Below are 22,033 nucleotides of genomic sequence, written 5' to 3' on the forward strand. Positions count from 1 at the left end.
ACCTCCGACCTCTCTTTGGATTTTGACTAACCTGATTTTAAAATAAACATTCCAGCAACTGAGAACCCAGGTGTTGCAACCTAAAAAACCATTGATTTTGATGTTGGCCATTGCCTTTTCTGTGCATTGCTCTCATGGCCATGCTCAGGAAAACAGGCTGCCTTTGCTCTTCGCTCTGGCTGTCGGCAAGGCGCGCTCTCTGAGCGTCGAAACGATTTTTTTCCCTCTTTTCCCGGTTCGGGATGCGCTACCGGAACTTGACTCCATGGTTAAAGCTATCGCCACTGAGATACAGCAAGGAGACACTCAGCAACGTGAAATCATTGCAACAGCCAAACAAAGGGGGAGCCTGATGCTCTCTTGCTTTAGAGACAACAGCAGGGCTGGGGAATCAGCAGAAGAGGGTATTGAAGAAGAGAGCGAGACTATTGAATGGTGGGAGTTGAAGCAAGAACCGGAGGCAAACGACACCGATATGCCACGAGTTTGCATCGGTGATGACATCTTCTTAAAGTCAGGCACTTCCTATTGCTTTTCTCCTGACTCTGGCGCCAAAGCTAAGGCTTACCGTCGGGCAGCCTCCGATGATAGTGCCGACAGCGAAGACGGTGACAGCGAAGACAGTGACAGCGAAGACAGCAGCACCTCTGATGAGGGTTCAGACACTGAAGGCAGCAGCACTTCCGATGAGGGTTCAGACACTGAAGACAGCAGCACCTCTGATGAAAGTAGCGAAAACAGTTCAAACGAAGACGAAGTTGATGCCGAATCTTATATTCAGTGTCTAAACAGAGCATTTGGCCCTTTGCGAACATTAAACGAAATCAGTCAGCATTATGCGAATCTGAGACTGAAAATACACAGTCAGACCCTCCGGCTTACCGACCAGAGACCCAGGGCACACCAGTGTGACCATGAGGGCTGCAACTACAGCACCGACCGGGCGGGCAATCTGAAAGCGCATAAACGGACCCACCTGCCTGACGACCAGAGACTCAAGATACATCAGTGTGACCACGAGGGCTGTAGCTACAGCACCGACCGGGCGGCCAATCTGAAAAAGCACAAACAGACCCACCTGCCTGCCGACCAGAGACCCAGGAGACCCAGGGTACAGTGTGACCACGAGGGCTGCAGCTACAGCAGCGACCGGTCGGCCAATCTGAAAAAGCACAAACAGACCCACCTGCCTGCCGACCAGAGACGCAGGGTGCACCAGTGTGACTATGAGGGCTGCAACTACAGCACCGACCACCCGGGCAATCTGAAAAAGCACAAACAGATCCACCTGCCTTTCTGGCAGAGATCAAGATGGTACCAGTGTGACTATGAAGGCTGCAGCTTCAGCACCAACTACAGTGGCAGTCTGAAAAAGCACAAACAGACCCACCTGCCTGTCGAACAGAGAGCCAAAAGAAAAGCGTATGATCAGCCGCCATCCAATAAGAAGAGAAAGAAGGGTGATAAAGAATAGAAACTTCCGGTCTCTCTCCGAATTTTGACTAACCTGATTTCAAAATAAACAGTTCAACGACTGGGAAGCCAGACCTTGCTATCCAAAAAAACATTGATTTTGACTTTGGCTATTGCCTTTTCTGCGCATGGCTCTCATGGCCATGCTCAGGAAAATGAGGATAACCTGAAAATTTGCCTTCACTTTCCGGGCGTCGAAGCGATTCTTTTTACTCTTTTCACTGTCCAGGATGTGCTACCGAAACTTGACTCTATGGTTAAAGCGATCGCCACTGAGATACAGCAGGGAGACGATCAGCAACGTGAAATCATTGAAACAGCCAAACAAAGGGGGAGCCTGATGCTCTCTTGTTTTAGAGACAACAAAAGACCTGGGGAGCCAGCAGAAGAGGGTGCAGAAGCCAGGGCTTACCGTCGGGCAGCCTCTGATGATAGTGCCGACAGCGAAGACAGTGACAGCGAAGACAGTGACAGCGAAGACAGTGACAGCGAAGACAGTGACAGCGAAGACAGTGACAGCGAAGACAGTGACAGCGAAGACAGTGACAGTGAAGACAGCGGCAACTCTGATGAAAGCCGCGAAAACAGTTTAAGCGAAGACCAAGCGGATGCTGAATCTGATGTTCAGTGTGTAAGCAGGGCACAGGATCCTTTTCGAGCATTAAATGAAATCAGTCAGTATTGTGAGACTCTGAGGCTGGAAATGATTCAGCAGGAGTTGATTTCAGACAGGAAAATAGCCACTGAGCCAGAGGCAGAAGTGAAAGAAGTTGACTCTGCTAACCCCCTGAAAATCACCTCACCTGCTCACAGCACCCATCAGACGGGCAATCTGAAAAGGTACCAACAGGCCCACCTGCCTGCCGGCCAGAGACCCAGTATGCACCGGTGTGACCATGACGGCTGCAATTACAGGACCAACCATTCTGGCCATCTGAAAAGGCACAAAGAGACTCATCTGCCTGCCGACCAGAGACCCAGGATGTACCAGTGTGATCATAGGGGCTGCGATTACACCACCGACAGGGCTAAGCATCTGAAAATGCACAAACAGACCCACCTGCCTGCCGACCAGAGACTCAAGATACATCATTGTGACTATAAGGGCTGCAACTTCAGCACCTGCTACAAGTGCAATCTGAAAGAGCACAAACAGACCCACCTGCCTGCCGACCAGAGACTCAAGAGATCCAAGGTGCACAAGTGTGACCATGAGGGCTGCGACTACAGCACTGACCGGAAGAACGATTTGAAAAGGCACATACAGACCCATCTGCCTGCCGACCAGAGACTCAAGATACATCAGTGTGACCATGAAGGCTGCAGCTACAGCACCGACCGGACGGGCAATCTGAAAGCGCACCAACAGACCCACCAGCCTGCCGACCAGAGACTCAGGGTGCACCAGTGTGACTATGAAGACTGCCGCTTCAGCACCGACTACAGTGGCAATCTGAAAAAGCACAAACGGAGCCATCTGCCTGTCAAACAGATAGCCAAAAGGAAAGCGGATGATCAGCCGCCATCTGATAAGAAGAGAAAGATGGGTGATAAAGAATAGAAACTCCCGGCCTCTCTCCGGATTTCGACTAACCTGACTTCCAAATAAACAGTTCAACGACTGGGAACCCGGGCCTTGCTATTCAAAAAACCATTGATTTTGACCTTGGCCATTGCCTTTTCTGTGCATGGCTCTAGTGGCCGTGCTCAGGAAAACAGGTTGCCTTTGCTCTTCGCTCTGGAACTCCTAAAGCCAGACACCCGCTATTGCTTTTCTCCTGACTCTGGCGTCGAAGTTGAGGCTTACCGTCGGGCAGCCTCTGATGATAGTGCCGACAGCGAAGACAGTGGCAGTGAAGGCAGCGGCAACCCTGATAAAAGCAACGACAACCATGCCGACGAAGACGAAACGGGTACCGAAACGGATGTTCAGTGTGTAACCACAACACTTGAGCCTTTTCAAGCATTACACGAAATGAGTCAGTATTGTGCGACTCTGCTGAAAACACACGAGCACAGTCATCTGCCTGCCGACCAGAGGCTTAAGAAACCCAAGGTACACCATTGTAACCATGAGCGTTGCGGCTACAGCACCGACCATGCGGGCAACCTGAAAAAGCACAAAAAAATCCACCTGCCTGCTGACCAGAGACTCAAGATGCACCAGTGTGACCATGAGCGTTGCGGCTACAGCACCGACCGGACTGAAGATCTGAAAAGGCACAAACAGATCCACCTGCCTGCCGAGCAGAGACCCAGGAAACCCAAGGTGCACCAGTGTGGCTACGAGGGCTGCAATTTCAGCACCGATCGGGCGAACAATCTGAAAAAGCACAACCAGACCCACCTGCCTGCCGACCAGAGACTCAAGATACCCAAGGTGCACCAGTGTGACCATGAGGGCTGCAACTACAAAGCCGATCGGGCGAGCAATCTGAAAGCGCACAAACAGACCCACCTGCCTGCCGACCAGAGACCCAATATGCACCACTGTGACCATGAGGGCTGCAACTTCAGCACCGGTCAGATGAGTAATCTGAAAGCGCACAAACAGACCCACCTGCCTGTTGACCAAAGACCTAATATGCGTCACTGTGACCATCAGGGCTGCAACTACAGTACTGGCCGGAAGGACCATATGAAAAATCACAAACAGACCCATCTGCCTGCCGACCAGAGACTGAGGGTGCACCACTGTGACCATGAGGGCTGCAACTACAGAAGCGACCTGATGAGTAATCTGAACGCGCACAAAAATACCCACCTGCCTGTCGACCAGAGACCCAGGAAACTCAAAAGAAAAGCCTATAACCCGCTGCCATTTAACGAGAAGAGAAAGAAGGATGGTAAAGGATGATCCGCCTGCCAACCGGCTTCAAAGAAACCTCCGACCTTTCTCAGAATTTTGACTAACCTGATTTCAAAATAAACATTTCAATGACTGGGAACCCAGGCCTTGCTATCCAAACCATTGATGTTGACCTTGTTCATTACCTTTTCTGTGCATTGCTCTATTGGCCGCACTCAGGAAAACAGGTTGCCTTTGCTCTTCGCTCTGGCTGTTGGCAAGGGTAATGCCCCGCCACTCACTGACACACAGTGTTGGTGCACTGAATTTCGCTTTAAAAAAGACAAAAGGGCTGGGGAACCAGAAGGGGAGGGCATTGAAGAAGAGAACGAGGCCATTGAATGGTGGGAGTTGAAGCTTCCTGCCACAGGCGTCTTTCCTGCCACAGGCGTCCCTGCCACAGGCGTCGAAGCTAAGGCTTACCGTCGGGCAGCCTCTGATGATAGTGCCGACAGCGAAGACAGTGGCAGTGAAGACGGCGGCACCTCTGATGAAAACAGTGACAACCGTTCAAACGAAGACGAAGCAGATGTCGACTCTGATGTTCAGTATGTAACCACGACACCTGAACCTTTTCCAGTATCCAATGAAATCAGTCAGTATTGTGTGGCTCTGGAACTGAAAAAGATTAAGGAGGAGCCCGTTTCAGGCAGTGAAATGGACCATCTGAAAATGCACAAACAGAACCGCTTGCCTGCCGCCCAGAGACCCAAGAGACCCAGGGTGCAACAGTGTGACCATGAGGGCTGCAACTACAGGACGGATCATTTGGGTAATCTGAAAAGGCACAACCAGATCCACCTGCCTGCCGACCAGAAAGCCAATATTCACCAGTGTGACCATGAGGGCTGCAACTACAGATCCATCCATGCGTGCAATCTGAAAATGCACAAACGAACCCACCTGCCTGCTGACCAGAGAGCCAAGGTACACCGGTGTGACTATATGGGCTGCAACTACGGTACCGACCAGTCGAACCATCTGAAAATACACAAACAGACCCATCTGCCTGCCGAACAGAGGCTCAGGTTGTACCATTGTGACCATCAGGGCTGCAACCACAGCACCTACCAGTCGGGCCATCTGAAAATGCACAAACAGACCCACCTGCCTGCCGACCAGAGACCCAGGGGGCACCAGTGTGACCATAAGGACTGCAACTACAGCACCAGCCAAAGGAGCTATTTGAAAAAGCACAAGCTGAGCCATCTGCCTGCTGACCAGAGATCCAAAAAATTGCACCGGTGTGACCATGAGGGCTGCGACTTCGCCAACGACCGGGCTTGCCGTCTGAAAAGGCACAAACAGAACCACCTGCCTGTCCACCTAAGACCCAAAGTGCACCAGTGTGACCATGAGGGCTGCAACTACCGCACCAACTATCCGTGCAATCTGAAAAAGCACAAACAGATCCACCTGCCTGCCGACCAGAGACCCAAAAGACCCAAAGTGCACCAGTGTGACCACGATGGCTGCAACTACCGCACCAACTATCCGAGCAATCTGAAAAAGCACAAACAGACCCACCTGCCCACCGACCAGAGACCCAAAAACACCAAAAGAAAAGCGTGTGACCAGGCGTCATCTAACGAGAAAAGAAAAAAGAGTGATAAAGAATGATCCGCCTCCCAAAGTGGCTCAAAGAAACCTCCTGCCTCTCTTCAGATTTTGACTAACCTGATTCCCAAATAAACATTTCAGCGATTGGGAAGCCAAGCCTTGCTATCCAAAAAACCATTAATTTTGACCTTGGCCATTGCCTTTTCTGTGCATTACTCCAATGGTCAGGGTCATGAAAATATTCTGCTCCTGACACCTGTTGCTGAAGAAGAGAGCGAAGCCATTGCATGGTGGGAGTTGCAGCAAGAATCGGAAGTGAATCATAGCGATATGGCACGAGTTTGCTTCGGTGATGACATTCTTTTAAAGCCAGACATTCGCTATTGCTTTTCTCCTGACCCTGGCGTTGAAGCTGGGGCTGAGGCTGAGGCATATAGTCGGGTAGCATCTGATGACAGTTCTGACAGTTCTGACAGTTCTGACAGTTCTGACAGTTCTGACAGTTCTGACAGTTCTGACAGTTCTGACAGTGAAGACAGTAACACTTCTAATGAAAGCAGTGACAACTGTTCAAACGAAGACGAAGCGGATACCGAAACTGATGTTCCGTGTATAAACACGACACCTGATCCTTTTCGAGCATTAAACATAATCAGTCAGTATTGTGCGACCCTGAGACTGGAAATGATTAACCAGAAGAGCATTTCAGACAGTAAAATACCTACTGAGTCAAAGGAAGAAGTGACAGCAGTAGGCTCTGCTAACAACACCGACCACACGGGTCACCTGAAAGCGCACAAACAGACCCATTTGCCAGCCTACCAGAAGCTCAGGAAACCCAAGGTGCAGTGTGGCCACGAGGGCTGCAACTACAGCACGGACCATCCGGGCAATCTGAAAAAGCACAGGCGGACTCACCTGCCTGCTGACCAGAGACCTAAGAAACCCTGGAACCCCAAGAATCCCAAGGTGCACCAGTGTCACCATAAGGGCTGTCACTTCAGCACTGAGTATTCGGGCAATCTGAACAAGCACAAGCGGACCCACTTGCCTGCCGACCAGAGACCCAAGAGACCCAAGGTGCACCAATGTGACCATGAGGGCTGCAACTACAGGACGGAACATTTGAGCAATCTGAAAACGCACAAACAAAACCACCTACCTGCTGACCAGAGACCTAATAGGTACCGGTGTGACCATGAGGGCTGCAATTACATCTCCAGCCACTCAGGCAATCTGAGAGCACATAAACAGGCCCACTTGCCTGCTAACCAGAGACCCAGGGTGCACCAGTGTGACCATGAAGGCTGCAGCTACAGTAGCTACCATTTGGGCAATCTGAAAAAGCACAAAAACACCCACCTGCCTATCAGCCAGAGACTCGGGGTGTACCAGTGTGACCATGAGGGCTGCAACTACACTAGCAACCAAAAAAGCAATTTAAAAACACACAAACAGACCCACCTACCTGCCGACCAGAGAATCAGGAGGCACCATTGTCACTATGAGGGCTGCAACTTCAGCACCGACTACACGAGCAATCTGAAAACGCACAAACAGAGCCACCTGCCTGCCGACCAGAGAGTCAGGATGCACCAGTGTCACCATGAGGGCTGCGACTACAGCACTTACCGGGCGGATCGTCTGGCAAAGCACAAACAGAGCCACCAGCCTGCCGACCAGAGGCCCAAGGGGCGCCAGTGTGACCACGAGGGCTGCAACTACAGGACGGACCATCCGGGCAATCTGAAAGCGCACAAACAGATCCACCTGTCTGCCGACCAGAGATCCAAAAGATTCAAAGTGCACCAGTGTGACCACGAGGGCTGCAACTACATCACCAACCACACGGGCAATCTGAAAGCGCACAAACAGACCCACCTGCCTGCCGACCAGAGACCCAAAAAGCCCAAAAGAAAAGCGTATGACCAGGCGTCATCTAACGGGAAAAGAAAAAAGAGTGATAAAGAATGATCCGCCTTCCAACCCTGTTCAAAGAAACCTCCAACCTCTCTCCGGATTTTGACTAACCTGACTTTCCAGTAAACAGTTCAACAACCGGGAAGTCAGGCTTTGCTGTTCAAAAAAACATTGATTTTGATCTTGGCCGTTGCCATGCATTGCTCTAATGGCCAGGCTCAGGGTGCCTACAGCGAAGACAGTGGCAGTGAAGACAGGGGCACCTCCAGTGACAATCGTTGTGACGAAGACGACTCTGGTGCCGAATCTGATGTTCAGCATGTAACCACGTCACTGAGTCCTTTTCCAGTATCAAATGAAATCATTCAGTATTGTGCGACTCTGGCACTGAAAAAGATTAAGCAGGAGCCCGTTTCAGACATTGAAACAGCCAGTGAGTCGGAGGCATACCTGACAGCAACGGACTCTGTTAACCACCCGGAAATCTCCTCACCTGCTTACAACACTGGCCACATGAGTCACCTGAAAAAGCACCAACAGATCCACCTGCCTGCCAACCAGAGACTGAGACCCAGGGTGCACCCGTGTGACCATAAGGGCTGCAACCACAGCACCAACAGGAATTCTAATCTGAAAAAGCACAAACAGACCCACTTACCAGTCGATCAGAGACCCAAGAAATCCAAGGTGCACCAGTGTAACCATGAGGGTTGTAACTACTGCACTGACCGCAGGAGCAACCTGAAAACTCACCAACAGACCCACCTGCCTGCCGACCAGAGACTCAAAAGACCCAAGGTGTACCAGTGTGACCGTGGCGGCTGTAATTACATTACTGTGTATGCGGGCAAACTGAAAAGGCACCAACATACCCACCTGCCTGCCGACCAGAGACCGAGACTCAGGGTGCACGATTGTGACCATGAGGGTTGCAACTACAGCACCGACCACACGGGCAATCTGAAAAGGCACAAACAGATCCACCTGCCTGCCGACCAGAGACTCAGGGTGCACCAGTGTGACCATGAGGGTTGCAACTACAAAACCGATCGTGCGAACCGTATAAAAAGGCACAAACAGACCCACCTGCCTGCCAACCAGAGACCCAAAAGACCCAAAAGACCCAAAAGAAAAGCGTATGACCAGCCACCCTCTAATGAGAAAAGAAAGAAAGGTGATCAAGAATAATCCGCCTCCCAACCCGCCTCAAAAAAAACCTCCGACCTCTCCCCGGATTTTGACTAACCTGATTTCTCAATAAACACTTCAACGACTGGGAAGCCAAGTCTTGCTATCCAAAAAAACATTGATTTTGATTCTGGCCGTTGCCGTGCACAGTTCTAATGTGCACAGTTCTAATGTGCACAGTTCTAATGTGCATAGTTCTAATGTGCATAGTTCTAATGTGCACAGTTCTAATGTGCATAGTTCTAATGTGCATAGTTCTAATGTGCATAGTTCTAATGGCCTCGCTCGGGAAAATAGTTTGCCTTTGTTCTTCGCTCTGGCTGTCGGCAAGGCGCTTATCAAGACCCCGAAGCCCTTTGTTGAGGTCTCAGTACGTCTGGGAAACAACCAACCCAGCCAGATAAGGCTTCTACCTGATGAAAGTGAAGAGAGTGAGGCCATTGAATGGTGGGAGTTGAAGCAAGAGTTCGAGGTAAACGACAGCGACATACCAAAAGTTTGTTTTGGTGATGACATACTCTCAAAGCCAGACACTCGCTATTGCTTTACTCCTGACTCTGGCGTCAAAGCTAAGGCTTACGGTCGCTCAGCCTCTTCTGGCAGTGAAGACAACGACACCGCCAGTGACAACCGTTCTGACGAAGACGAAACGGATATTCAGTGTGAAAATACGACACCTGATCCTTTTCGAGCATTAAACGAAATCGGTGAGTATTGTGCGACTCTGAGACTGAAAATGATTGAGCAGGAGTGTATTTCAGACAGTCTAATAGCCACTGAGTCAGTGGCAGAAGTGACAGCAGTGAACTCTGTTAACCACCTGAAAATCACCTCACCTGCTTGCGACACCGACCAGAGAACCAGAAGGCACCAATGTGACCATGAGGGCTGCGACTACAGCACCGACTTCACGGGCAATCTGAAAAGGCACAAACAGACCCACCTGCCTGCCGACCAGAGAGCTAAGCACCAATGTGAACATGAGGGCTGCAACTACACTGCCAACCAGATGGGCAATTTAAAAATGCACAGACAGACCCACCTGCCTGCCGGCCAGAGACCCAGGGGACACCAGTGTGACCATGAGGGCTGCGACTACAGCACCGACTATGCGTGCCATCTGAAAAGGCACAAACAGACCCACCTGCCGGCCGGCCAGAGACCGAGGCGATACGAGTGTGACCATGAGGGCTGTAACTACAGAACCAACCACAAAGGTCACCTGAAAATGCACAAACAAGCCCACCTGCCTGCCGACCAGAGACCCAGGGTGCACCAGTGTGACCATGAGGGCTGCAACTACACTGCCAACCAGATGGGCAATTTAAAAATGCACAAACAGACCCATCTGCCTGCCGACCAGAGACCCAGAGTGCACCAGTGTGACCATGAGGGTTGTGACTACAGCACCGACCGCAGGGACAGTCTGAAAAGGCACCAACAGACCCACCTGCCGGCCGGCCAGAGACCGAGGCGATACGAGTGTGACCATGAGGGCTGTAACTACAGAACCAACCACAAAGGTCACCTGAAAATGCACAAACAAGCCCACCTGCCTGCCGACCAGAGACCCAGGGTGCACCAGTGTGACCATGAAGGCTGCAACTACAGCACCGGCCATGCGAGCCATCCGAAAAAGCACAAACAGACCCATGTGCCTGCCGACGAGAGACCTAAAAGAGCCAAAAGAAAAGCGTATGACCAGCCACCCTCTAACGAGAAAAGAAAGAAGGGTGATCAAGAATAATCCACCTCCCAGCCCGCCTCAAAAAAACCTCCGACCTCTCCCCGGATTTTGACTAACCTGATTTCCCAATAAACACTTCAACGACTGGGAAGCCAAGTCTTGCTATCCAAAAGAACATTGATTTTGATCCTGGCCGCTGCGGTGCACAGTTCTAATGTGCATAGTTCTAACGTACATAGTTCTAACGTGCATAGTTCTAACGTGCATAGTTCTAATGGCCTCGCTCGGGAAAATAGTTTGCCTTTGTTCTTCGCTCTGGCTGTTGGCAAGGCGCTTATCAAGACCCCAAAGCCCTTTATTGAGGTCTCAGTTTGCTTCGGTGATGACATGCTCTTAAAGCCAGACACTCACTATTGCCTTACTCCTGACTCTGGCGTCGAAACTAAGGCTTACGGTCGCTCAGCCTCTGATGATAGTGCCGACAGCGAAGACAGTGGCATTGAAGACAAGGACACCGCCAGTGACAACCGTTCTGACGAAGAAGAAACTGATACCGAAACTGATGTTCAGTGTGTAAATACGACACCTGACCCTTTTCGAGCATTAAACGAAATCGGTGAGTATTGTGCGACTCTGAGACTGAAAATGATTGAGCAGGAGTGTATTTCAGACAGTCTAATAGCCACTGAGTCAGCGGCAGAAGTGACAGCAGTGAACTCTGTTAACCACTTGAAAATCACCTCACTTGTTTGCGACACCGACCAGAAAACCAGGAGGCACCAATGTGACCATGAGGGCTGTGACTACAGAGCCTACCAGAAGTTCGATCTGAAAAGACACAAACAGACCCACCTGCCTGCCGACCAGAGAGCCAGAGTGCATCAGTGTGACCATGAGGGTTGTGACTACAGCACCGACCGCAGGGACAGTCTGAAAAGGCACCAACAGACCCACCTGCCTGTCGGCCAGAGGCCCAAGATGCACCAGTGTGACCATGAGGGCTGCGACTACAGCACCGACTTCGCGGGCAACCTGAAAATGCACAAACAGACCCACCTGCCTGCCGACCAGAGACTCAAGGGGCGCCAGTGTGACCATAAGGGCTGCAATTACAGCACCGACTATGCGAGCCATCTGAAAAAGCACATGCAGACCCACCTGCCTGCCGACCAGAGATCCAAGAGGCCCAAACTACACCAGTGTGACCATGAGGGCTGCAGCTACAGAACCGACAGGGCGGATAATCTGAAAATGCACAAACAGACCCATCTGCCTGCCGACCAGAGACCCAAGAGACTCAAGGTGCACCAGTGTGACCATGAGGGCTGCAACTACATCACCGACTTCACGGGCAATCTGAAAATGCACAAACAGACCCATCTGCCTGCCGACCAGAGACCCAGAGTGCACCAGTGTGACCATGAGGGTTGTGACTACAGCACCGACCGCAGGGACAGTCTGAAAAGGCACCAACAGACCCACCTGCCTGTCGGCCAGAGGCCCAAGAAGCACCAGTGTGACCATGAGGGCTGCGACTACATCACCGACGTCACGGGCAATCTGAAAATGCACAAACAAATCCATCTGCCTGCCGACCAGAGACCCAGGGTGCACCAGTGTGACCATGAGGGCTGTAACTACGCTACCAATCGAATAAGTCACCTGAAAGCGCACAAGCAGACCCACCTGCCTGCCGACCAGAGACCCAAAAGACCCAAAAGACCCAAAAGAAAAGCGTATGACCAGCCACCCTCTAACGAGAAAAGAAAGAAAGGTGATCAAGAATAATCCGCCTCCCAACCCGCCTCAAAAAAACCTCCGACCTCTCCCCGGATTTTTACTAACCTGATTTCCCAATAAACAGTTCAACGACTGGGAAGCCAAGTCTTGCTATCCAAAAAAACATTGATTCTGATCTTGGCCGTTGCCGTGCATAGCTCTGACGTGCATAGCTCTGACGTGCATAGCTCTAACGTGCATAGTTCTAATGGCCTCGCTCAGGAAAATAGTTTGCCCTTGTTCTTCGCTCTGGCTGTCGGCAAGGCGCTTATCAAGACCCCGAAGCCCTTTATTGAGGTCTCAGTACGTCTGGGAAACAACCAACCCAGCCAGATAAGGCTTCTACCTGACGAAAGTGAAGAGAGTGAGGCCATTGAATGGTGGGAGTTAAAGCAAGAACCCGAGGCAAATGACAGCGACATACCAAAAGTTTGCTTCGGTGATGACATGCTCTTAAAACCAGACACCCACTTTTGCTTTACTCCTGACTCTGGCGTCGAAGCCAAGGCTTACGGTCGCTCAGCCTCTTCTGGCAGTGAAGACAACGACACCGCCAGTGACAACCGTTCTGACGAAGACGAAACTGATACCGAAACTAATACCGAAACTGATGTTCAGTGTGCAAATACGACACCTGACCCTTTTCGAGCATTAAACGAAATCAGTGAGTATTGTGCGATTCTGAGAGTGAAAATGACTGAGCAGGCGTCTGTTTCAGACAGTCAAATACCCACTGAGTCAGCGGCAGAAATGACAGCAATGGACTCTGTTAACCACTTGAAAATCACCTCACCTACTTGCGACACCGACCAGAGAACCAGAAGGCACCAATGTGACCATGAGGGCTGCAACTACAGCACCGACTTCATGGGCAATCTGAAAAGGCACAACCAGACCCACCTGCCTGTCGACCAGAGACCCATGGAGTACCAGTGTGACCATGAGGGTTGTAATTACACTAGCAACCAAAAAAGCAATTTAAAATCGCACAAACAGACCCACCTGCCTGCCGACCAGAGGCGCAAGAGACCCAAGGTGCACCAGTGTGACCATGAGGGCTGCAACTACAGAACCAGTTACCCGTTCATTCTGAAAAGGCACAAACAGATCCACCTGCCTGCCGACCAAAGACTCAGGGAACACGAGTGTGACCATGAAGGCTGCAACTACAGCTCCGACTCCACGAACAATCTGAAAAGGCACAAAGAGACCCACCTGCCTGCCGACCAGAGACCCAGGGGACACCAGTGTGACCATGAGGGCTGCAACTACAGCACCAACTACCCAAGTCACCTGAAAATGCACAAACAGATCCACCTGCCTGCCGACCAGAGACTCAAGGGGCGCCAGTGTGACCATAAGGGCTGCAATTACAGCACCGACTATGCCAGCCATCTGGAAAAGCACAAGCAGACCCACCTGCCTGCCGACCAGAGACCCAAGAAACCCAAACTACACCAGTGTGACTACAAAGGCTGCAACTACAGAACCGACCGGACGGATAATCTGAAAACGCACAAACAGACCCACCTGCCTGCCGACCAGAGACACAAGAGACTCAAGGTGCACCAGTGTGACCATGAGGGCTGCAACTACATCACCGGCGTCAAGGGCAATCTGAAAATGCACAAACAGACCCATCTGCCTGCCGACCAGAGACCCAGGGTGCACCATTGTGACGATGAGGGCTGTAACTACGCTACCAATCACATAGGTCACCTGAAAACGCACAAGCAGACCCATTTGCCTGCCGACCAGAGACCCAAAAGAAAAGCGTATGACCAGCCACCCTCTAACGAGAAAAGAAAGAAGGGTGATCAAGAATAATCCGCCTCCCAACCCGCCTCAAAAAAACCTCCGACCTCTCCCCGGATTTTGACTAACCTGATTTCCCAATAAACAGTTCAACGACTGGGAAGCCAAGTCTTGCTATCCAAAAAAACATTGATTCTGATCTTGGCCGTTGCCGTGCATAGCTCTAACGGGCATATTTCTAACGGGCATAGCTCTAACGTACATAGTTCTAAAGGCCTCGCTCGGGAAAATAGTTTGCCCTTGTTCTTCGCTCTGGCTGTCGGCAAGGCGCTTATCAAGACCCCGAAGCCCTTTATTGAGGTCTCAGTACGTCTGGGAAACAATCAACCCAGCCAGATAAGGCTTCTACCTGACGAAAGTGAAGAGAGTGAGGCCATTGAATGGTGGGAGTTGAAGCAAGAACCCGAGGTAAACGACAGAGACATACCAAAAGTTTGCTTCGCTGATGACATACTCTTAAAGCCAGACACTCACTATTGCTTTTTTCCTGCCACCGGCGTCTTTCCTGCCACCGGCGTCTTTCCTGCCACCGGCGTCTTTCCTGCCACCGGCGTCTTTCCTGCCACCGGCGTCTTTCCTGACTCTGGCGTCGAAGCCAAGGCTTACGGTCGCTCAGCCTCTGATGATAGTGCCGACAGCGAAGACAGTGGCAGTGAAGACAACGACACCGCCAGTGACAACCGTTCTGACGAAGACGAAACTGATACCGAAACTGATGTTCAGTGTGTAAATACGACACCTGACCCTTTTCGAGCATTGAACCAAATCAGTGAGTATTGTACGACTCTGAGACTGAAAATGATTGAGCAGGCGTCTATTTCAGACAGTCAAATACCCACTGAGCCAGCGGCAGAAGTAACAGCGGCGGACTCTGTTAACCACCCGAAAATCACCTCACCTGCTTGCCACACCGACCGGAGAACCAGGAGGCACCAATGTGACCATGAGGGCTGCAACTACAGCGCCGTCTATGCGTGCCGTTTGAAAAAGCACAGGCAGACCCACCTGCCTGCCGACCAGAGACCCAAGAGACCCAAGCTGCACCGGTGTGATCATAAAGACTGCAACTACAGCACCGACCGGGCGAATAATCTGAAAAAGCACAAACAGACCCATCTGCCTGCCGACCAGAAACCCAGGAGACCCAAGCTGCACCAGTGTGACCATGAGGGTTGCAACTACAGAACCGACCGGACGGATAGTCTGAAAACGCACAAACAGACCCACCTGCCTGCCGACCAGAGAATCAGGAGATCCAAGATGCACCAGTGTGACTATGAGGGCTGCGACTACCGCACCGATGTGGCAGGCAATCTGAAAAGGCACAAACAGGCCCACCTGCCTGCCCACCAGAGACCCAATATACAACAGTGTGACCATGAGGGTTGCAACTACACTACCAACCACAAAGGCAATTTATACACGCACAAACAGACCCACCTGCCTGCCGACCAGAGACTCAAGGTGCACCAGTGTGACCATGAGGGCTGCAATTACAGCACTGACCGGTCGGCCAATCTGAATCCGCACAAACGGACCCACCTGCCTCTTAACCAGAGACCCAGGGTGCACCACTGTGACTATGAGGGCTGCAACTACAGCACCGATCGGACGGGCAATCTGAGAGTACACAAAGAGACCCACCTGCCTGCCAACCGGAGAGCCAAAAGAAAAGCGTATGACCAGCCACCCTCTAACGGGAAAAGAAAGAAGGGTGGTAAAGGATGATTCGCCTGCCAACCGGTTTCAAAGAAACCTCCGACCTTTCTCCGGATTTTGACTAACCTGACTTCCTAATAAACAGTTCAACAACCGGGAAGCCAGGCCTTGCTACTCAAAAAAACCTTGATTTTTATCTTGGCCGTTGCCGTGCATAGTTCTAATGGCCAGGCTCAAGAAAATAGTATGCCTTTGTTGTTTGCCCTGACTTTCGGCAAAGCGCTTATTAACACCCCGAGGCCCTTTATTGAGGTCTCGGTACGTCTGGGAAACAACCCACCCACCCAGATAAGGCTTCTACCTGACGAAAGTGAAGAGAGTGAGGCCATTGAGTATTGCTTTTCCCCTGCCACCGGCGTCGAAGCTAAGGCTTACCGTCGGGCTGCCTCTGATGATAGTGCCGACAGCGAAGACAGTGGCAGTGAAGACAGCGGCGCCTCTGATGAAAACAGCGAAAACAGTTCAAACGAAGACGAAGCGGATGACGTATCTGATGTTCAGTGTGTAAGCAGGACACTTGACCCTTTTCGAGCATTAAATGAAATCAGTCAGTATTGTGAGACCCTGAGACTGGAAATCATTTCGCATGCCTACAGTACCGACCACATGGGTCACCTGAAAAGGAACAAACAAACCCGCCTGCCTGCCAACCAGAGACCCAAGGTGCACCAGTGTGACCATGAGGGCTGCAACTACAGGAGCGACCGGTCAGTCAACCTGAAAAGACACCAACAGACCCACCTGCCTGACGACCAGAGACTTAAGGTGCACCAGTGTGACCATGAGGGCTGCAACTACAGAACCGATCAGGTGAGCAATCTGAAAGCGCACAAACAGACCCACTTGCCTGTCGACCAGAGAGCCAGGGTGAACAAGTGTGACCATGAGGGCTGCAACTACAGAACCGATCAGGTGGGCAATCTGAAAGCGCACAAACAGATCCACCTGCCTGCTGACCAGAGAACCAAAAGACCCAAGACGCACCATTGTGACTATGAGGGCTGCAACTACAGCTCCAACCTGTTAGGCAATCTAAAAAGGCACAAACGGACCCACCTGCCTGTCGACCAGAGAGTCAAGGTGCACCAGTGTGACCATGAGGGCTGCAACTTCAGCACCGGCCACACGGGTAACCTGAACAAGCACAAACAGACCCACCTGCCCGCCGACCAGCGAACCAGGAAACTCAAAAGAAAAGCGTATGACCCGCTGCCATCTCACGAGAAGAGAAAGAAAGGTAGTAAAGGATGATCCGCCTGCCAACCGGTTTCAAAGAAAACTCCGGCTTTCTCCAGATTTTGACTAACCTGATTTCCCAATGAACCGTTCAACAACCGGGAAGTCAGGCCTTGCTATTCAAAACAACATTGACTTTGATCTTGGCCGTTATCTTTTCTGAGTATGGTTCTAATGGTCAGGCTCAGGAAAGTAGTACACCTTTGCTGTCCGCCCTGGCTGTCGGCAAGGCGCTTATCAATACCCCGAAACCTTTTATGGAACCAGAAGCAGTTATTGAAGAAGAGAGCGAAGCCATTGACGAGCACCACAGCGATATGGCACGAGTTTGCTTCGGTGATGACATCCTTTTAAAGCCACTCTTAAAGTCAGACAGTCGCTATTGCTTTTCTCCTCACCCTGGCGTGAAAGCTGAGGCTTACTGTCGGGCAGCCTCTGATGATAGTGCCTACAGCGAAGACAGTGACAGCGAAGACAGTGACAGTGAAGACAGTAGCAGCTCTGATGAAAACAGCGACAACCATTCTGACGAAGCTGAGGCCGAAGCTAATGTTGAATATGTCACCACAACGCTTAATCCTTTTCGAGCCGCCAATGAAAACAGCCAGTATTGTGCGACTCTGGCATTGAGAATGATTAAGCAGGAACCCGCTTTAGACAATGAACTGCCCACTGACCAGAGACCCAAGAGACCCAAGAGACCCAAGAGACCCAAAATGCATCAGTGTGACCATGAGGGCTGCAACTACAGCACTGTCTACACGAGCCATCTGAAAGCGCACAAACAGACCCACCTGCCTGTCGATCAGCGACCCAAGTTGCAGTGTGACCATGAAGGCTGCAATTTCATAACCATTAACATAAACCATCTGAAAAGGCACAAACAGAGCCACCTGCCTACCGATCAGAGACCCAAGTTGCCATGTGAGCATGAAGGCTGCAACTACATCGCCGAGCTGACGAGTAATCTACAAAGGCACAGAAAGATCCACCTGCCTGTTGACCAGAGACTCAAAAAAACCAGAGTGTACCGGTGTGACCATGAAGGCTGCCACTACCGCGCCGACCGGGCAGGCCATCTGAAAAGGCACAAAGAGACCCATCTGCCAGCCGACCAGAGACTCAATAGACTCAGGAGGCACCAGTGTGACCATGAAGGCTGCAACTTCAACACCAGCTTCGCGAGCCGTCTGAAATTGCACAAACAGACTCACCTGCCTGTCCACCAGAGATCCAGAACACGCCAGTGTGACCATGAGGGCTGCAACTACAGCAGCGACCATTCGGGTAATCTGAAAAGGCACAAAAAGTCCCACCTGCCTGCGGATCAAAGACCCAGGAGGCACCAGTGTGACCATGATGGCTGCGGCTACAGCACCGACTGGGCGGGCGATCTAAAAATCCACAAACAGAGCCACTTGCCAGCCGACCAGAGACCCAGGAGACCCAAGAGAACCAGGAGAACCAGGGTGCACCAGTGTGACCATGAAGGCTGCAGCTACAGCACCTACCACTCCGGTCATCTTAAAGTGCACAAAAAAAACCACCTGCCTGCCGAACAAAGATCTAATTTGCACCAGTGTGATCATGAGGGCTGCAACTACAGCTCCGCACGGACGGGCCATCTGAAAAGGCACAAAAAAACCCACCTGCCAGCCGACCAGAGACCCAAAAGGAAAGCGCATGACCAGCCGCCATCTAACAAGAAAAGAAACAAGGTTGATCAAGAATGATCCGCCCCCCAAACCGCCTTATAGAAACCTCCGGCCTCTCTCCAGATTTTTACTAACCTGACTCACCAGTAAACAGTTCAACAACTGGGAAGCCAGGTCTTGCTATCCAAAAAACCAGTGATTTTGACCTTGTCCATCGCCTTTTCTGTGCATTGTTCTCACGGCCTTGCTGAGGAAATAAGGGTTCTACCTGATGATGAACTGAAAATTGGCCTTTACTCCCCAGGCGTCAAAACTATTCTTCTTCTCCCTCTTTCGGAAGCAGCGGGCAGTGAAGAAGAGAACGGAACCATTGAGTGGTGGGAGTTGAAACAAGAACCCGAGGCGAACGACAGCGATAGGTCAGAAGTTTGCTTCGGTGATGACATCCTCTTAAAATCAGGCACTCGCTATTGCTTTTCTCCTGCCACCGGCGTTTTTCCTGCCACCGGCGTCGAAGCTAAGGGTTACCGTCGGGCAGCCTCTGATGGTAGTGCCGACAGCGAAGACAGTGGCAATGAAGACAGCAGCGCCTCTGATGAAAACAGCGATAACCGTTCAGACGAAACTGATGCCGAATCTGCTGTTCAGTACGTAACTACGACACTTAATCCGTTTTCAGTACCAGGTGAAATCAGTCCGTATTGTAGGGCTCTGGAATTGAACAAGATTAAGCAGGAGCCCGTTTCAGACAGTGAAATAACCACTGAGTCAGAAGTAGACCCGACAGAAGCGGATTCTGTTAAGCACCCGGAAATCACCTCACCTGCTAACAGCACCGACCAGATCGGTCACCTGAAAAGGCACAAACAGACCCACCTGCCTGCCGACCAGAGACCCAGGAAGCCCAAGATGCACCACTGTGACCATGAGGGCTGCAACTACAGAACCGACCACACGGGCCATCTGAAAATGCACAAACAGAAACACCTGCCTGCCGATCAGAAACTCAAGAAACTCAAGAGACCGAAAAAAACCAAAGTGCACCCATGTGATTATCAGGGCTGCGGCTTCAGCACCGGCCACATGACCCATCTGAAAATGCACAAAAAGACCCACCTGCCTGCCGACCAGAGACCCAAGAGACTCGAGCATCATTGTGACCATGAGAGCTGCAACTACAGCACCAGCCACACGAGCCATATGAAAAGGCACAAACAGATCCATCTGCCTGCCGACCAGAGACTCAAAGTGCAGTGTGACCATGAGGGCTGCAACTACGGCACCCATCAGGCGAGCAATTTGAAAAAGCACAAATGGACTCACCTGCCTGTCGACCAGAGACCCAAAAGACCTAAAAGAAAAGCCAATAGCCAGCCGCCATCTGACGAGAAAAGAAAGAAGGGCGGTGAAGAATGATCTGCCTCTGAACCCGATTCAAAGAAACCTCCGACCTCTCTTCAGATTTTGACTAACCTGATTTCCCAATAAACAATTCAACGACTGGGAGCTCAGGCCTTGCTATCCAAAAAAACATTGATTTTGACCTTGGTCATGGCCTTTTCTGTGCATTGCTCCAAGGGCTACGCTCAAGAAAATAGTATGCCTTTGCTCTTTGCTCTGGCTGTCGGCAGGGCGCTTATTAACACTCCGAAGTCCTTTATCGAGGCCTTATCCACGAATAACCAACCCACCCTGATAAAGCTTCTAGCGGATATTGAAGAAGAGAGCGAGGCCATTGAGTGGTGGGAATTTAAGCAAGAACCCGAGGCGAACGACAGTGATATGCTACGAGTTTGCTTTGGTGATGATATTCTCTTAAAGCCAGACACTCGCTATTGCTTTTTTCCTGCCACTGGCGTTTTTCCTGCCACTGGCGTTTTTCCTGCCACTGGCGTTTTTCCTGCCACTGGCGTTTTTCCTGCCACTGGCGTTTTTCCTGCCACCGGCGTTTTTCCTGCCACTGGCGTTTTTCCTGCCACTGGCGTCGAAGCTGAGGCTCACAGTCGGGCAGCCTCTGATGATGGTTCTGATAATGAAGACAGCAGCACCTCTGATGAAAACAGTGATAACCGTTCAGACGAAGCTGATGCCGAATCTGCTGTTCAGTATGTAACTACGACATTTAATCCGTTTTCAGTATCAGGTGAAATCAGTCCGTATTGCGGGGCTCTGGAATTGAAAAAGATTAAGCAGGAGCCCGTTTCAGACAGTGAAGAAACCACTGACTCAGAGACAAACCTGATGATAGAAATGGACCCTGTTAACCAACCGGAAATCGTCCTACCTGCTAACAGCACCAATCAGGCGGGCCACCTGAAAACGCACAAACAGACTCACCTGACTGCCGGTCAGAGACCCAGGAGACTCAAGATTCAACATTGTGACCATGAGGGCTGCAACTACAGCACCAACCGTAAGCACAATCTGAATAAGCACAAATGGATCCACCTGCCTACCGACCAGAGACCCCAGAAGCTCAAGATGTGCCAATGTGACCATGAGGGTTGCAATTACAGCACCTACTACACGGGCAATCTGAAAATACACAAACAGACCCACCTGTCTCCCGACCAGAGACCCAAGAGACCCAAGGTGCACTACTGTACCCATGAGGGCTGCAACTACAGCAGCGACCATGGGGGCAATCTGAACAAGCACAAACTGACCCATCTGCCTGCCGACCAGAGAATCAAGAGACCCAAGGTGCACCAGTGTGACCATGAGGGCTGCAACTACAGAACCGAACATAGTTGCAATCTGAAAACGCACAAACAGATTCATCTGCCTGCCGACCAGAGAATCAAGAGACCCAAGGTGCATCAGTGTGACCATGAGGGCTGCGGTTACTGCACTGACCAGGTGGGCAATCTGAACAAGCACAAACTGATTCACCTGCCTGACGACCAGAGACTCAGGGTGCACCGGTGTGACCATGAGGGTTGCAACTATGGCTCTGACCACCTGTGTAATCTGAAAACGCACAAAAAGACCCATCTGCCTGCTGACCAGAGACTCAAAAGGAAAGCGTATAACCAGTTGCCATTTAACAAAAAAAGAAAGAAGGGTGATCAAGAATCAAGAATGAAACCTCCGCACTCCCCGGATTTTGACTAACCTGATTTCTCAATAAACATTTCAACAACTAGGAAGCCA

The 22,033-nt window shown here is 51.1% G+C and carries 14 protein-coding genes; all 14 read left to right on the forward strand.

From position 1 onward, the window contains the following. The first annotated feature begins 73 nt into the window (after window positions 1-73). The 14 genes from K7B67_RS07915 (at window position 74) to K7B67_RS07980 (ending at window position 21,994) form a co-directional block, all read left to right on the forward strand. A complete protein-coding gene (locus tag K7B67_RS07915; RefSeq protein WP_252179804.1) occupies window positions 74-1,474 on the forward strand; it encodes a C2H2-type zinc finger protein in 1,401 nt (466 codons plus the stop codon). A 75-nt stretch (window positions 1,475-1,549) separates the two neighbouring features. Beyond that, on the forward strand, window positions 1,550-3,034 hold the full coding sequence (locus tag K7B67_RS07920; protein WP_252179805.1) for a C2H2-type zinc finger protein: 1,485 nt from the start codon (window positions 1,550-1,552) through the stop codon (window positions 3,032-3,034). A gap of 75 nt (window positions 3,035-3,109) precedes the next feature. Further along, the gene (locus K7B67_RS07925) at window positions 3,110-4,330 is read left to right on the forward strand and encodes a hypothetical protein (protein WP_252179806.1); all 1,221 of its coding nucleotides are present in this window, start codon (window positions 3,110-3,112) and stop codon (window positions 4,328-4,330) included. 99 nt (window positions 4,331-4,429) lie between these two features. After that, window positions 4,430-5,941, forward strand: coding sequence for a hypothetical protein (locus K7B67_RS07930; RefSeq protein ID WP_252179807.1), 1,512 nt, complete (start codon window positions 4,430-4,432; stop codon window positions 5,939-5,941). 99 nt (window positions 5,942-6,040) lie between these two features. After that, window positions 6,041-7,855 carry a hypothetical protein gene (locus K7B67_RS07935; RefSeq protein ID WP_252179808.1) on the forward strand — a complete coding sequence of 605 codons (1,815 nt, stop codon included), beginning with the start codon at window positions 6,041-6,043 and terminating at the stop codon, window positions 7,853-7,855. Between the two features lie 99 nt (window positions 7,856-7,954). Further along, entirely contained in the window at window positions 7,955-8,989 is a 1,035-nt protein-coding gene (locus K7B67_RS07940) for a hypothetical protein (protein WP_252179809.1), read from the forward strand. Window positions 8,990-9,089: 100 nt separating this feature from the next. Further along, window positions 9,090-10,736, forward strand: a complete 1,647-nt coding sequence (locus K7B67_RS07945; protein ID WP_252179810.1) for a hypothetical protein — start codon at window positions 9,090-9,092, stop codon at window positions 10,734-10,736. A gap of 99 nt (window positions 10,737-10,835) precedes the next feature. Further along, window positions 10,836-12,464: a hypothetical protein gene (locus tag K7B67_RS07950; protein WP_252179811.1), complete on the forward strand. Its 1,629-nt coding sequence runs from the start codon at window positions 10,836-10,838 to the stop codon at window positions 12,462-12,464. 99 nt (window positions 12,465-12,563) lie between these two features. Then, complete coding sequence (locus K7B67_RS07955) at window positions 12,564-14,282, forward strand: C2H2-type zinc finger protein (protein ID WP_252179812.1); 1,719 nt, start codon at window positions 12,564-12,566, stop codon at window positions 14,280-14,282. 99 nt (window positions 14,283-14,381) lie between these two features. Further along, window positions 14,382-15,998 carry a C2H2-type zinc finger protein gene (locus K7B67_RS07960; protein ID WP_252179813.1) on the forward strand — a complete coding sequence of 539 codons (1,617 nt, stop codon included), beginning with the start codon at window positions 14,382-14,384 and terminating at the stop codon, window positions 15,996-15,998. A gap of 99 nt (window positions 15,999-16,097) precedes the next feature. After that, window positions 16,098-17,240 (forward strand): hypothetical protein, encoded by a 1,143-nt coding sequence (locus K7B67_RS07965; protein ID WP_252179814.1) that lies wholly within the window; start codon window positions 16,098-16,100, stop codon window positions 17,238-17,240. A 98-nt stretch (window positions 17,241-17,338) separates the two neighbouring features. Continuing rightward, a complete protein-coding gene (locus K7B67_RS07970) occupies window positions 17,339-18,958 on the forward strand; it encodes a hypothetical protein (RefSeq protein ID WP_252179815.1) in 1,620 nt (539 codons plus the stop codon). Between the two features lie 99 nt (window positions 18,959-19,057). Next, on the forward strand, window positions 19,058-20,296 hold the full coding sequence (locus K7B67_RS07975; protein WP_252179816.1) for a hypothetical protein: 1,239 nt from the start codon (window positions 19,058-19,060) through the stop codon (window positions 20,294-20,296). A 99-nt stretch (window positions 20,297-20,395) separates the two neighbouring features. Then, window positions 20,396-21,994 carry a hypothetical protein gene (locus K7B67_RS07980; protein ID WP_252179817.1) on the forward strand — a complete coding sequence of 533 codons (1,599 nt, stop codon included), beginning with the start codon at window positions 20,396-20,398 and terminating at the stop codon, window positions 21,992-21,994. Window positions 21,995-22,033 lie beyond the last annotated feature (39 nt).

Origin of the sequence: Endozoicomonas sp. 4G (assembly GCF_023822025.1) — a bacterium.
Taxonomy (GTDB): Bacteria; Pseudomonadota; Gammaproteobacteria; order Pseudomonadales; family Endozoicomonadaceae; genus Endozoicomonas_A.